Genomic DNA, 12,745 nt, shown 5'->3' with positions numbered 1-12,745 from the left:
TTCTTAGAGGCGCATTGGCATAATGACGTATTCTGCGCTTGCATCTTCGCTGTTTTCAATTAAGCAGCTTGATGACGCATCAGTGAGGCGAATACGTACTTGTTGGCATTTTAAGGCGTTCAATACATCTAAAATGTAAGTCACATTAAAGCCCACTTCCATTTCTTCGCCTTGATAATTCACATCCACGATTTCTTCTGCCACTTCGTGTTCTGGGTTAGATGCGGTAATTTTAAGTTGGTTTTCACTTAAGTTTAAACGCACGCTACGTACACGTTCATTTGAAAGAATAGATGCACGTACAAAGGCTTGTTTTAAGGTTTCCCAGTTACCTTCTACGATACGAGTTGCATTACGTGGTAATACACGACGGTAATCCGGGAAGCGACCATCAATGAGTTTTGAGGTAAACACAATGTGGTTTAAGTGGATACGAAGATTATTCGTGCCGATTTGCAAACGAGCAAGTTCGTCACTGCTTTCTAATAAACGATTCAGTTCTAATACACCTTTGCGAGGGAGAATAACTGAATGGGTTTGCAGATCTTGATCTAATTCGATCGTACAAACGGCAAGACGGTGACCGTCAGTTGCAACAGTACGTAATAAATTACCTTCCGTTTCAAATTTCATGCCGTTTAAGAAATAGCGGGCATCCTGGTTTGCCATTGAAAATTGGGTGGCTTCAATTAAGCGACGCAAGGTGCTTTGCGGTAACGCAAAATCCACTTCAGATTGCCAATCCGTTAGATTTGGATATTCTTCAGCGGGCAGAGTAGTGAGATTAAATTTACTGCGACCTGATTCTACAATGGCGCGATCTTCTTCAAAGGTAACTGTAATTTCAAATTCATCTGATAATGTACGGCAAATATCTAAGAATTTTTTAGCCGGAATGGTGAACGCGCCATCTGCCGTTGAAGAAGAAAGTTGAGTATAGCTAGAAAGCTCAACTTCAAGGTCTGTACCTGTAATAGTCAAACGGTTATCTTCAATTTGTAATAACACGTTATTTAATACAGGAATATTCGGACGATTGCTCAATACGCCACAAACTTGCTGTAAGGGTTTTAATAGATTTTCTCTTGAAATGCTAAATTGCATCATTGGCTCCTTATGCAGATAATGTGCGAATTAAATTCGCCCAATCTTCTTGAATACTACTGTCTTTTTCACGGAATTTTGGCACTTCACGACAAGCATTTAAGACTGTTGTATGGTCGCGTTCAAAGGCACGGCCAATTTCCGGTAAGCTTTTATTGGTTAATTCTTTTGCTAATGCCATCGCAACTTGGCGTGGGCGAGTGACTGATCTCGCTCTGCTTTTTGATTTTAAATCCGCCACTTTAATTCGATAGTATTCTGCCACGACTTTTTGAATGTTTTCAATGGTGACCAAACGTTCTTGTAAGGCGAGAATATCTTTTAATGTGTCACGCACAAAATCAATATCAATGTGACCACCTTTGAAGTCTTGCATCGCTTTCACACGGTTTAACGCACCTTCTAATTCACGAACATTGGTGCGTAAGCGTTGGGCAATAAAGAATGCCACTTCTTCCGGCAGCTCCATATTATGTTCTTCTGCTTTTTTCAGCAAAATCGCAACACGAGTTTCTAAATCAGGTGGTTCAATCGCAGTGGTTAAACCCCAGCCGAAACGAGATTTTAGGCGTTCTTCAATTTTCTCAATTTCTTTTGGATAGCGGTCAGAGGTCAAAATAATTTGACGACTAGTTTCAAATAAACTATTGAAAATATGGAAAAACTCTTCTTGTGTTTTTTCTTTCTCTGCAAAGAATTGAATATCATCCACTAATAATGCATCAAGAGAACGATAGAATTTTTTGAATTGATCCATTTTATTATCACGCATTGCTTTTACCATGTGCTGCATAAAATTATTAGCATGGATATAAAGCACGCGGGCATTCGGTTTATTCGCTAAAATGCCATTACCGATTGCGTGTAATAAGTGTGTTTTACCTAAACCTGTACCCCCATATAAAAAGAATGGGTTTGCCGTTGGTTCACCTGGTGCAAGAGCAAGTTTTTGACCTACAGCACGGGCGAGTTGGTTTGATTTACCTTCAACAAAGTTTTCAAATAAATGCTTACGATTTAGATGTGATTCAAATTTAGTTGGCGCATCAGATTCTTGCTGAAAACTCACCGCACTTTTTTGATGATTAGCTGTTTGAGTTGAGGACGGTTCAACAGCTTTTGGAGCTGGTTTTACCCCTTCTTTTACGATAATTTGTAAATTTGGATTTTTAGCGAGGACTTGGCAAATTTGATGAATTTGAGCCAAGTAATGATTTTCCACCCAGCTTTTCACAAACATATTGGACGCATATAACACTACTTGATCTTGCGAGATGACATCCGCTTGTAATGGGCGTAACCAAGTGCTGAGATCCATCGGAGAAACCTGATCTTGTAGTTGAGATAAGCAATCTTGCCATAGGGTAGAAAGGCTCACGATAAATTATCCTTATGTTATATGCGTATAAAATAAAAGCCGCAAAAGTGCGGTTAAAAATCGAAGAGAATTTTACAATAATTTAGGTAAAAGATCTTCTGTTGCTCATCAAAAAAAGACAAAAAGGTTGCTTGAGATTTTGCCCAAAATCCGTATAATCCCCACGATTTTAGAAGAAACGGAAGATTATTTCGGAATTTTCTCTTTTCTTATTTGACGAAAGCCCAATTTATGATTAAAATTGCGGTCTATTTTTTATAACCCTTGTTGTGTTTTGAATATCAAAACAGTAAACCATTTTGATTTAGGTAGATTACAATGAAACGTACATTTCAACCTTCTGTATTAAAACGTAGCCGTACTCACGGTTTCCGTGCTCGTATGGCAACTAAAAACGGCCGTCAAGTTTTAGCTCGTCGTCGTGCTAAAGGTCGTAAGAGTTTATCTGCATAATCACCTCTTTTAGTGATTAAGCTAAACTTCTCTCGGGAGTTACGATTGTTAACTCCCACTCAATTCAAAAATGTCTTCGAACAACCGTTTCGAGCAAGCACCCCTGAAATTACCGTTCTCGCACGCAAAAATAATCTTGAGCATCCACGCTTAGGTTTAACCGTGGCTAAAAAACATCTTAAACGAGCGCATGATCGTAATCGTATCAAACGTTTAGTTCGTGAAAGTTTTCGTTTATCCCAACATAATTTGCCTTCTTGTGACTTTGTCTTTGTAGCGAAACGTGGCATTGGTCAGCTTGATAATAAAACGTTTTTACAAACTTTGGATAAATTATGGGCACGTCACATTCGTTTGGCACAAAAATTCTCATCGCTTTAATTAAGTTTTATCAAGTAGCGATTAGCCCTTTAATCGGGCCCCGTTGTCGTTTTGTGCCAACCTGTTCTTGTTATGGTGTTGAGGCGTTAAAAACACATGGATTGTTAAAAGGTAGTTGGCTTACGCTAAAACGTGTATTAAAATGTCACCCCTTAAGCGCCGGTGGATTCGATCCTGTTCCGCCGAAAAAGATTAATAATAACGATGAGAAAAAATAATGGACTCAAGACGTAGCCTATTAGTGCTTGCACTACTCTTTATTTCTTTCCTTGTTTATCAGCAATGGCAACTTGATAAAAATCCACCGGTTCAACAACAGACCACGGAACAAACCACAACCGCCTCTTCTGATGTACCGGCAAGTTCTTCTTCATCTGCCGAAGTAGTGGCAGACTCACAAACCAAAGGTCACATTATTACATTAGAAAATGATGTATTCCGTTTGAAAGTGGATACATTAGGTGGTGATGTAATCAGTTCTGAATTATTAAAATATGATGCAGAATTAAATTCAAAAGAACCTTTCGTTTTATTAAAATATACAAACGAGTATGTTTACATTGCACAAAGCGGCTTAATCGGTAAAAACGGGATCGATACAAAAGCAGGTCGCGCGCAATATCAAGTTACGGGTGATAATTTCAAATTAGCAGAAGGTCAAAATGAACTTTCTGTACCACTAACATTTGAAAAAGATGGTGTCACTTATCGTAAAATCTTTGTATTAAAACGCGATAGCTATGATGTAGGGGTTAACTTTGAAATTGTGAACCAAAGTGGTAGTACAATTGAAGTTGAACCTTACGGCCAATTAAAGCATACATTAGTTGAAAGCAGCGGTAACGTGGCAATGCCTACTTATACCGGTGGTGCATATTCTTCTTCTGAAACAAATTACAAAAAATATAGCTTCAGCGATATGAAAGACAAAAATCTTTCTATCGATACCAAAGCAGGTTGGGTTGCTATTTTACAGCACTATTTCGTATCAGCTTGGATCCCAAATCAAGATGTAAATAACCAACTTTATAGTATTACAGACAGCAAAAATAACGTTGCGTCTATTGGTTATCGTGGTCCAGTAGTGTCAGTACCAGCAGGTGCAACAGAAACAATTACCAGCTCATTATGGACAGGTCCAAAATTACAAAACAAAATGGCTGAAGTGGCTAACCACTTAGACTTGACTGTAGATTACGGTTGGGCATGGTTTATCGCGAAACCATTATTCTGGTTATTAACTTTTATTCAAAGTATTGTATCTAACTGGGGTGTGGCAATTATTTGTGTCACCTTAGTGGTGAAAGCGATTTTATATCCGCTCACAAAAGCACAATACACTTCTATGGCGAAAATGCGTATGTTGCAACCGAAAATGCAAGAAATGCGCGAACGTTTTGGTGATGATCGCCAACGTATGAGCCAAGAAATGATGAAACTTTACAAAGAAGAAAAAGTAAATCCACTTGGCGGTTGCTTACCATTAATCCTTCAGATGCCAATTTTCATCGCATTATACTGGACGTTTATGGAAGCGGTTGAACTTCGTCATGCGCCATTCTTTGGTTGGATTCAAGATTTATCGGCACAAGACCCTTACTACATTCTCCCAATCTTAATGGGCGGATCAATGTTCTTGTTACAAAAAATGTCACCGACACCAGTTGCAGATCCAATGCAACAAAAGGTGATGAACTTTATGCCGTTGATCTTCACGTTCTTCTTCCTCTGGTTCCCAGCAGGTCTAGTACTTTACTGGTTAGTGTCTAACTTAATCACTATCGTACAACAACAAATGATCTACCGTGGTTTAGAGAAAAAAGGGTTACATACCCGTAAAAAATAATCACTAACCGCACCTTTGGGTGCGGTTTTTACATATGTTAATAATGTTCAATACAAGACTAAAAGTCATTTCGTTATTTATTTTAATTGGGTTAATTATATATCCTACGTTTTCGGATAAGACCCTACTTCCTGGTGCACGTCTTGATGTTTATGTTTCCCTTGTATTAAGCATTCTTCTTTTTTTTGTCGTGATTTATTGGGAAGTGGAAAATGTCCTTTTACAAAGAAAGGCAAAGCCTAAAAGAGCTTCCAATAAAAAGAAACCCAAAGAAAATATTTTTTATCACATACTCATGAAAGTATTGGGGTATATTATTATGTGTAGTGGTTTTTTTTGTTGCTTTTTCTTACTTTCAAACACTTTCTTAACGTTCTATGTTTCCATTTGGGGACAAGAAGAAAACTATATAGCCGAGGTTACTTATAAGCGTAAAAACAAATCGATATATAGTATTAATATTTCATCTAATCAATATGGAAATGAAAGATTCACTTCTAAAAAGGTTTATAATTCGGTAGAGAATGGGCAAATACTCCAAATTTATAAAAAAAGAACGAGCTCGCTCTCCTATATTGATGCATCTGAAGTAATGAAACTTAATGCTCTTTCCAATTAATTTTTCCTCAAGATAACCGCAATATTAGAGCGGTCAATTTTTAGTGAGTTTTTATGAAAGAAACAATCGTCGCACAAGCGACAGCGCCAGGACGTGGCGGTATTGGTATTTTGCGTGTATCCGGCCCAAAAGCGGTTGAAGTAGCACAAGCGGTACTAGGTAAATGTCCTAAACCACGCATGGCAGATTATCTACCTTTTAAAGATGCTGATGGCACAGTATTAGATCAAGGCATTGCGCTTTATTTTAAATCGCCGAATTCCTTTACCGGTGAAGACGTATTGGAATTGCAAGGCCATGGTGGACAAGTGGTATTAGATTTATTGCTAAAACGAATCTTACAACTTGATGGCGTTCGTCTTGCGCGTCCAGGTGAATTTTCTGAACAGGCTTTTTTAAACGATAAATTAGATTTAGCCCAAGCTGAAGCCATTGCCGATTTGATTGATGCCACTTCGGAGCAAGCTGCTCGTTCAGCATTAAAATCATTACAAGGTGAATTTTCTAATAAAGTGAATCAGTTAGTGGATTCTGTGATTTATCTGCGTACTTATGTGGAAGCGTCGATTGATTTCCCCGATGAAGAAATTGACTTTTTGGCAGACGGTAAAATCGAAGCAAAATTACGAGAAATTATTGATCAACTTGATTTAGTTCGTAGCGAAGCGAAACAAGGCTCGATTTTGCGTGAAGGGATGAGAGTGGTGATTGCCGGTCGTCCAAATGCGGGTAAATCCAGCTTACTGAATGCTTTAGCGGGCAGAGAAGCAGCCATTGTGACAGATATTGCAGGAACCACTCGTGATGTGTTGCGTGAGCATATTCATATTGATGGCATGCCTTTACATATTATTGATACCGCAGGCCTTCGAGAAGCGACAGATGAAGTTGAACGTATCGGGATCTCGCGTGCCTGGACGGAGATTGAGCAAGCTGATCGTATTATCTTAATGTTAGACAGTAGCGATCCTGATAGCCAAAATATCGAAAAAGTGCGGTCAGAATTTTTATCAAAATTGCCAAATAATATGCCAGTGACCATTGTTCGCAATAAAGTAGATTTAAGCGGCGAGGCAGTTGGGCTAAAAGAAGAAAATGGAACAACGACCGTTTGTTTATCCGCCCAAACACATCAGGGTGTAGATTTATTGCGTGAGCATTTAAAACAGGCTATGGGCTTCCAAACAGGGATGGAAGGTGGTTTCTTAGCACGCCGTCGTCATCTTGATGCCTTAGAAAAAGCGGCCGAACATTTACAAATTGGGTTAGTCCAATTAACTGAATTTCATGCAGGTGAATTATTGGCGGAAGAACTTCGTTTAGTACAAGCTAACCTAAGTGAAATTACGGGGCAATTTACTTCGGATGATTTGCTCGGCAATATTTTCAGTTCTTTCTGTATTGGAAAATAAACTTTAGTTTATGACTTTTCATATGGTGTGGGTCATTGCTCTTGGTCTTTCGATGGATGCCTTTGCAGTTTCCATCTCTAAAGGCTTAGCAATGCGCGCTTTTCGATGGAAACAAGCATTAGCTATTGCATGCTGCTTTGGGTTATTTCAAGGCATTATGCCTGTTATAGGCTATGTTGTCGGGCTGCAATTTAGTCAGATGATTCAAAATTGGGATCATTGGATTGCCTTTGTTTTGCTTGCGCTCATCGGTGTGAATATGATTCGAGAAGGGCTTAGCTCGGATGATGAACCCGCTCCCTCATTGATTAGTTTAAAACACTTGCTAACACTTGGTGTGGCAACGAGTATTGATGCATTAGCCGTCGGTATCTCTTTTGCTTTTCTTTCCGTGGACATTTTATTGGCTGTCTTCATCATAAGTTTAACAACCTTCGTCATCTCTTTTATTGGTGTAAAGAGCGGTCATTTTTGAGGGAAAAAATTCAAAAGCAAAGCAGAGATTTTTGGCGGTTTAGTGTTATTAGTCATGGCTGTGAAAATCCTACACGAACATGGTGTTTTTTAAGTGCGAATTTTCGCCTTTTAGATTATAATCTTACGAACTTTGTCTTTTTTAAAAGGGTAATAATTGAATGTTAATTGAAAAAATGCATGGCATCGCCCATAGCTTTATCGGAAAAGCGATCTTTGCTTTAATTCCAGTTTCATTTTTGATTGGTGGGATGTCAGGTTATCTGTATAGCAGCAACGATAGTTTTGCGGCAAAAGTAAATGGCGAGACTATCTCTCAACAAGATTTCTTAAATCGTTATAACCAAGAGTTTGAAGCGCGAGCTCAACAAGAAGGCGAGAGCTTCCTAGCAAAAACTGACTCTGTGGAATTTGTGACTGCACTTCGTCAAAATTTAATTCAACGTTTGGTGGATCAAGAATTAATCCGTCAATATGCGAAAGAATTAAAATTAGGTGTAAGTGATGAGATGATCAAACGTGCGATTGTAAGCGATCCTAACTTACAATCTAACGGTAAATTTGATAACGCGCGCTATCAACAATTATTGACTCAAAATGGTCTAACGTCAGATACTTATGCGGCTATTTTACGTAATGCATTAACACTTGAACAAATGCAAAACGGTTTGGCTGACAGTGAATTTGTTGTGCCGGCTCAAGTAAAAGATAGTGCACAAACCTTTTTCCAAAAACGTATCGCTCGTCTTGCAACCCTTCCATTAGCCGATGAAGTGGCAAAACAAAAGGTGACAGAAGAAGAAATTAAAGCGTATTACGATGCGAATGCGAAATCACTTGTTCAACCTGAACAGGCGAAAGTGCAATATATTCGCGTTTCAGCGAACGAATTAGGTAAATTACAACCTGTCACTGAAACACAAATTGCACAATATTATCAAGAAAATAAAGCGCAATTCATTAGCCAAAAATTAGCGCATATCCAATTAGCCACTGAGAAAGAAGCGGATGCAGTTTATCAAGAACTGCAAAAAGGCGCTGATTTTGCTGAGTTAGCAAAAGCGAAATCTGTGGATAAACTTTCTGGTGCACAAGGCGGCGAATTAGGTTGGGTAAAAGACAACGAATTACCGAAAAACTTTGAAGATGCCGCATTATTATTAAATGTTGGTCAATATAGCACACCAGTTAATGTAGATGGGGCTTACCATATTATTTTAGTGCAAGATCGTAAAGAACGTACGTTAGATGAAGTAAAAGAGCAAATCGCGGATACCGTACGTAAAAACTTAGCAGGAAGTCGTTTCCAAGCGGTAGAAAAAGCGGTTCGTGCAAAAGCAGCAGAAAGCAGTGATTCTTTAGCTGCGGTAGCAGAAGCAGCAGGCGTGAAAATGGAAGAAACAGATTATTTCGGTAAAAATAATGTCCCTGCGGCATTAAATTTCCCAAATGTGACTTCTGCCATTTTTGAATCAGATATTGCAAACGGCGGTGCAAATTCTGAGCCATTAACGGTTGGTGAAAATGAATTTGTTGTGGTACGTGTCGTGGATCATAAAGCTGAAGGTTTACAAAGCCTTGATGAAGCGAAATCAACGATTGAGCAGTTCTTAAAACGTGAAAAAGCCGATAAAGTATTAGCTGAAAAAGCAGAGCAAGCGGTCAAAGCGCTATCTGCCGATCCAACCAAATTACCTGCCGGTATTAGTTTTAGTGAGCCACAAACCTTTACGTTAGTGGATAATAAAGATCCAGTGCTTTATGAAGGTGTATTTGCCATTGGAAAACCACAAGATGGTAAAGTGGCTTATCAAGTTGCTCGTAACAGCAAAGGTGATGTGGTTGTGGTTGCCCTTGAACGTGTAGAAGAACCTACTTTAAATGAGCAAGAGTTAGCGAAATTTAGCACTCAACTTGTTCGTGCACGTCAAGGCGAATTGCAAGGACAGTTAATGCAAGCATTACGTGAAAAAGCACAAATCGAGATTAATACCAGCTTTATTAATCAAGATGATTCAGAAGAAGGTGCGGCTCACTAAGCTGATTGAAATGTCATTCATCATCAATTTCTGATGGAAAATAAAAGCAAAGTGCGGTAAATTTTGACCGCACTTTTTTATATAAAACAAGGAGAAGACTATGGCTCAAGAAACTATTTTCAGCAAAATTATTCGTAAAGAAATTCCGGCCAATATTGTTTATCAAGATGAATTAGTGACCGCATTCCGAGATATTTCACCTCAAGCGAAAACCCATATTTTGATTATCCCAAATAAAGTCATTCCAACGGTTAATGATGTGACAGAACAAGATGAAGTTACCTTGGGTCGCTTATTTACTGTCGCGGCTAAAATTGCTAAAGAAGAAGGCATTGCCGAAGACGGTTACCGTTTAATTGTGAACTGTAATAAACACGGTGGACAAGAAGTATTCCATATTCATATGCATCTTGTTGGTGGTGAACCTTTAGGTAGAATGTTGGCGAAATAATGAAAAAGATCCTAATTACAGCAACGGTATTATTTTTAACGGCTTGTTCATCTGCACCAAATATTGTAGGAACCAATAAGCCAATTTTAAATATGGCGGCAAATTTAGAACCGGCTTTAGATGTTGATTTGTCTGATAATACCGCAGCCTTAAAAAATAAAACTACGCAACAACTCAATGTGCTTTACCATCTTTATTGGTATAACACACAAGGTGTAACGCAAGTTTGGCCTAATCAGCAAGAAAGCCAATCAGGCAATATTTTATTGCAACCACAAGAAAAGAAAGTGTTTGAGATACTAAAACCAAGCACAGAAAGTAGCAATTATCGTCTTTACTTACAATAGTTTATGTCCACATTATTAATTGACCTTGAAGGTCATGAGCTCAAACAAGAAGAAGTTGAATTACTGGAACATCCTTTAGTTGCTGGTTTGATTTTATTTACCCGCAATTTTTATGATCGTCAGCAAGTTCAAGCGCTAATTAAATCCATTCGTCAACGAGTGAAAAAGCCTTTATTGATTACAGTCGATCAGGAAGGTGGTCGCGTGCAACGTTTCCGTGAAGGTTTCACTCAGCTCCCTGCGATGCAGGCTTTTGCTGCATTAGTTGAGGACTCAGCTCAGCAACAGCAAATAGCAAAAGAAGCGGGTTGGCAAATGGCGGCTGAAATGGTGGCGTTAGATATTGATTTGAGTTTTGCTCCGGTGTTGGATTTAGGTCACGAATGTCGTGCGATTGGTGATCGTAGTTTTGGCTGTGATGTAAAAAGTGCGGTCAATTTAGCAGCAGCTTTTATTGATGGTATGCACCAGGCGGGCATGGCAACAACAGGAAAACACTTCCCGGGACACGGCCATGTTTTAGCTGATTCTCATCTTGAAACCCCTTATGATGAGCGCGCAAAAGAAGTGATTTTTAATCATGATATTTTGCCATTCCAGCAATTAATTCAACAGAGTAAGCTTGATGCGATTATGCCGGCTCACGTGATTTATACACAATGTGATAGCCAGCCAGCAAGCGGTTCGAGTTATTGGTTAAAAGAGATTTTGCGTAAACAGTTAGGCTTCCAAGGAGCGATTTTCTCTGATGATTTAGGCATGAAAGGCGCAGGCTTTATGGGCGATTTTGTGGCTCGCAGTGAAAAAGCCTTGAAGGCTGGTTGTGACTTATTATTGCTTTGTAATGAACGTGAAGGTGTTATTCAAGTGCTTGATAATCTGAAGTTAGAGGAAGCAACAGAGCATTTCGCAGCACGCCAAGCTCGCTTGAAATCGCTCTTTAAACAAAAATCCTTTGATTGGTCAGAACTCACAAAAACTTCGCGTTGGATTGAAAATCATCAAAAACTGACCGCACTTCAACAAGAGTGGCTTGCTTCTAAATGATTGATTGCCATCATTATCAAAAAGGCGATTGCCGTTCTTGTCAATGGCTTGAAATGCCTTATGAACAGCAACTCGCCAAGAAAGAAGAGCATCTAAAACAACAACTTGCCAAATTAGATTGTGATAATTTAATTTGGCATCCGCCTTTTTATTCCTCCGAGACTGCCTTTCGTAATAAAGCGAAAATGGTTGTAAGTGGCGCGGTGGAACGTCCCATTCTAGGTATTTTACAAGACCCGAATGATCCACAAAGTGCGGTGGATTTATGTGATTGCCCGCTTTATCCACAACGCTTTGCTGAACTCTTTCCGATTCTAAAAGATTTTATTGGACGTGCGGGTTTAGTCCCTTATAACGTGGCTAAGCAAAAAGGTGAGCTCAAATATATTCTGCTTACAGAAAGCCAACATACAAAAAAATTGATGTTGCGTTTTGTATTACGTTCAGAAACTAAACTATCGTTAATTCAACGTGAATTTGCAGGGTTATTGGAAAAATTACCACAACTTGAAGTGGTGAGCGTGAATATCCAACCTCAACATGCGGCGATCTTAGAAGGTGAGAAAGAAATCTTTTTAACGGACCAGCACACCTTATCAGAGAGCTTTAACGGTATTCCGCTATTTATTCGCCCTCAAGGTTTCTTCCAAACGAATCCACTTGTAGCACAAGGGCTATATGCAACGGCACAAGATTGGGTGCAAGATTTGCCGATTACTAAACTTTGGGATCTCTTTTGTGGCGTTGGAGGTTTTGGACTGCATTGCGCTAAAGCTTTACAGGATAAACATCAGCAAGAAGTGGAATTGACCGGGATTGAAATTTCCCCATCAGCTATTCAAGCGGCGACTCTATCTGCCCAGGTGTTAGGGTTAAACAACGTTAAATTCCAATCTTTGGATGCGGCTAATTTTGCTTTAACACAAGATGAAAACAAACCCGATTTGGTGATCGTCAACCCGCCTCGTCGAGGTATCGGAAGGGAACTCGCTGAGTTTCTCAATGAAATGCAACCGCACTTTATTCTTTATTCCAGCTGTAACGCGATTTCCATGGGAAAAGATTTGCAGCACCTAACCAGTTATAAGCTTACTCAAATTCAATTATTTGATATGTTCCCGCATACAGCGCATTATGAAGCACTGATATTATTAAAACGCAATGGTTAACAAAAAAGCTAACAGAAATGTTAGC

At 39.1% G+C, this 12,745-nt stretch carries 13 protein-coding genes and 1 pseudogene; 12 read left to right on the top strand and 2 right to left on the bottom strand.

Annotated features, from left to right (window positions below):
* Positions 1-3 precede the first annotated feature (3 nt).
* Complete coding sequence (gene dnaN, locus QP437_RS00280) at positions 4-1,104, bottom strand: DNA polymerase III subunit beta (protein WP_014064018.1); 1,101 nt, start codon at positions 1,102-1,104, stop codon at positions 4-6.
* Between the two features lie 10 nt (positions 1,105-1,114).
* Entirely contained in the window at positions 1,115-2,482 is a 1,368-nt protein-coding gene (dnaA, locus tag QP437_RS00275) for a chromosomal replication initiator protein DnaA (RefSeq protein ID WP_285266560.1), read from the bottom strand.
* Positions 2,483-2,800: 318 nt separating this feature from the next.
* Here dnaA and rpmH point away from each other — a divergent pair, with 318 nt between their 5' ends.
* From rpmH to rlmC, 12 genes and pseudogenes are all read left to right on the top strand, one after another.
* Complete coding sequence (gene rpmH / locus QP437_RS00270) at positions 2,801-2,935, top strand: 50S ribosomal protein L34 (protein ID WP_005539760.1); 135 nt, start codon at positions 2,801-2,803, stop codon at positions 2,933-2,935.
* A gap of 12 nt (positions 2,936-2,947) precedes the next feature.
* Entirely contained in the window at positions 2,948-3,316 is a 369-nt protein-coding gene (rnpA, locus tag QP437_RS00265; RefSeq protein WP_285266559.1) for a ribonuclease P protein component, read from the top strand.
* Positions 3,271-3,534, top strand: coding sequence for a membrane protein insertion efficiency factor YidD (gene yidD, locus QP437_RS00260; RefSeq protein WP_126471950.1), 264 nt, complete (start codon positions 3,271-3,273; stop codon positions 3,532-3,534). Before rnpA ends, yidD begins: the two co-directional genes overlap by 46 nt.
* Positions 3,534-5,162 carry a membrane protein insertase YidC gene (gene yidC / locus QP437_RS00255; protein ID WP_285266558.1) on the top strand — a complete coding sequence of 543 codons (1,629 nt, stop codon included), beginning with the start codon at positions 3,534-3,536 and terminating at the stop codon, positions 5,160-5,162. Before yidD ends, yidC begins: the two co-directional genes overlap by 1 nt.
* Before the next feature lie 43 nt (positions 5,163-5,205).
* On the top strand, positions 5,206-5,781 hold the full coding sequence (locus QP437_RS00250) for a hypothetical protein (protein WP_285266557.1): 576 nt from the start codon (positions 5,206-5,208) through the stop codon (positions 5,779-5,781).
* Between the two features lie 53 nt (positions 5,782-5,834).
* The gene (gene mnmE, locus QP437_RS00245; RefSeq protein WP_070590574.1) at positions 5,835-7,193 is read left to right on the top strand and encodes a tRNA uridine-5-carboxymethylaminomethyl(34) synthesis GTPase MnmE; all 1,359 of its coding nucleotides are present in this window, start codon (positions 5,835-5,837) and stop codon (positions 7,191-7,193) included.
* Between the two features lie 10 nt (positions 7,194-7,203).
* Positions 7,204-7,761, top strand: a pseudogene (locus tag QP437_RS00240) (manganese efflux pump MntP family protein).
* A 67-nt stretch (positions 7,762-7,828) separates the two neighbouring features.
* Positions 7,829-9,706, top strand: coding sequence for a peptidylprolyl isomerase (gene ppiD, locus QP437_RS00235; RefSeq protein WP_285266556.1), 1,878 nt, complete (start codon positions 7,829-7,831; stop codon positions 9,704-9,706).
* A 100-nt stretch (positions 9,707-9,806) separates the two neighbouring features.
* Positions 9,807-10,157, top strand: a complete 351-nt coding sequence (gene hinT, locus QP437_RS00230; RefSeq protein WP_005695575.1) for a purine nucleoside phosphoramidase — start codon at positions 9,807-9,809, stop codon at positions 10,155-10,157.
* Positions 10,157-10,504 (top strand): DUF1425 domain-containing protein, encoded by a 348-nt coding sequence (locus QP437_RS00225; RefSeq protein WP_285266555.1) that lies wholly within the window; start codon positions 10,157-10,159, stop codon positions 10,502-10,504. The genes hinT and QP437_RS00225 overlap by 1 nt, the downstream gene beginning before the upstream one ends.
* Positions 10,505-10,507: 3 nt before the next feature.
* Positions 10,508-11,551 (top strand): beta-N-acetylhexosaminidase, encoded by a 1,044-nt coding sequence (gene nagZ / locus QP437_RS00220; protein WP_285266554.1) that lies wholly within the window; start codon positions 10,508-10,510, stop codon positions 11,549-11,551.
* Entirely contained in the window at positions 11,548-12,720 is a 1,173-nt protein-coding gene (gene rlmC, locus QP437_RS00215) for a 23S rRNA (uracil(747)-C(5))-methyltransferase RlmC (protein WP_285266553.1), read from the top strand. The genes nagZ and rlmC overlap by 4 nt, the downstream gene beginning before the upstream one ends.
* Positions 12,721-12,745 lie beyond the last annotated feature (25 nt).

It is taken from the genome of Haemophilus sp. UMB1048, from assembly GCF_030218125.1.
Classification (GTDB): Bacteria; Pseudomonadota; Gammaproteobacteria; order Enterobacterales; family Pasteurellaceae; genus Haemophilus_D.
This window is presented reverse-complemented; position numbering and strand designations above follow the sequence as displayed.

What these genes read in the sequence shown, in the direction of transcription:
- dnaN (WP_014064018.1), bottom strand. Translation starts at nt 1,104, where the DNA reads ATGCAATTTAGCATTTCAAGAGAAAATCTATTAAAACCCTTACAGCAA.
- rpmH (WP_005539760.1), top strand. Translation starts at nt 2,801, where the DNA reads ATGAAACGTACATTTCAACCTTCTGTATTAAAACGTAGCCGTACTCAC.
- yidD (WP_126471950.1), top strand. Translation starts at nt 3,271, where the DNA reads ATGGGCACGTCACATTCGTTTGGCACAAAAATTCTCATCGCTTTAATT.
- yidC (WP_285266558.1), top strand. Translation starts at nt 3,534, where the DNA reads ATGGACTCAAGACGTAGCCTATTAGTGCTTGCACTACTCTTTATTTCT.
- QP437_RS00250 (WP_285266557.1), top strand. Translation starts at nt 5,206, where the DNA reads ATGTTCAATACAAGACTAAAAGTCATTTCGTTATTTATTTTAATTGGG.
- mnmE (WP_070590574.1), top strand. Translation starts at nt 5,835, where the DNA reads ATGAAAGAAACAATCGTCGCACAAGCGACAGCGCCAGGACGTGGCGGT.
- ppiD (WP_285266556.1), top strand. Translation starts at nt 7,829, where the DNA reads ATGTTAATTGAAAAAATGCATGGCATCGCCCATAGCTTTATCGGAAAA.
- hinT (WP_005695575.1), top strand. Translation starts at nt 9,807, where the DNA reads ATGGCTCAAGAAACTATTTTCAGCAAAATTATTCGTAAAGAAATTCCG.
- QP437_RS00225 (WP_285266555.1), top strand. Translation starts at nt 10,157, where the DNA reads ATGAAAAAGATCCTAATTACAGCAACGGTATTATTTTTAACGGCTTGT.
- nagZ (WP_285266554.1), top strand. Translation starts at nt 10,508, where the DNA reads ATGTCCACATTATTAATTGACCTTGAAGGTCATGAGCTCAAACAAGAA.
- rlmC (WP_285266553.1), top strand. Translation starts at nt 11,548, where the DNA reads ATGATTGATTGCCATCATTATCAAAAAGGCGATTGCCGTTCTTGTCAA.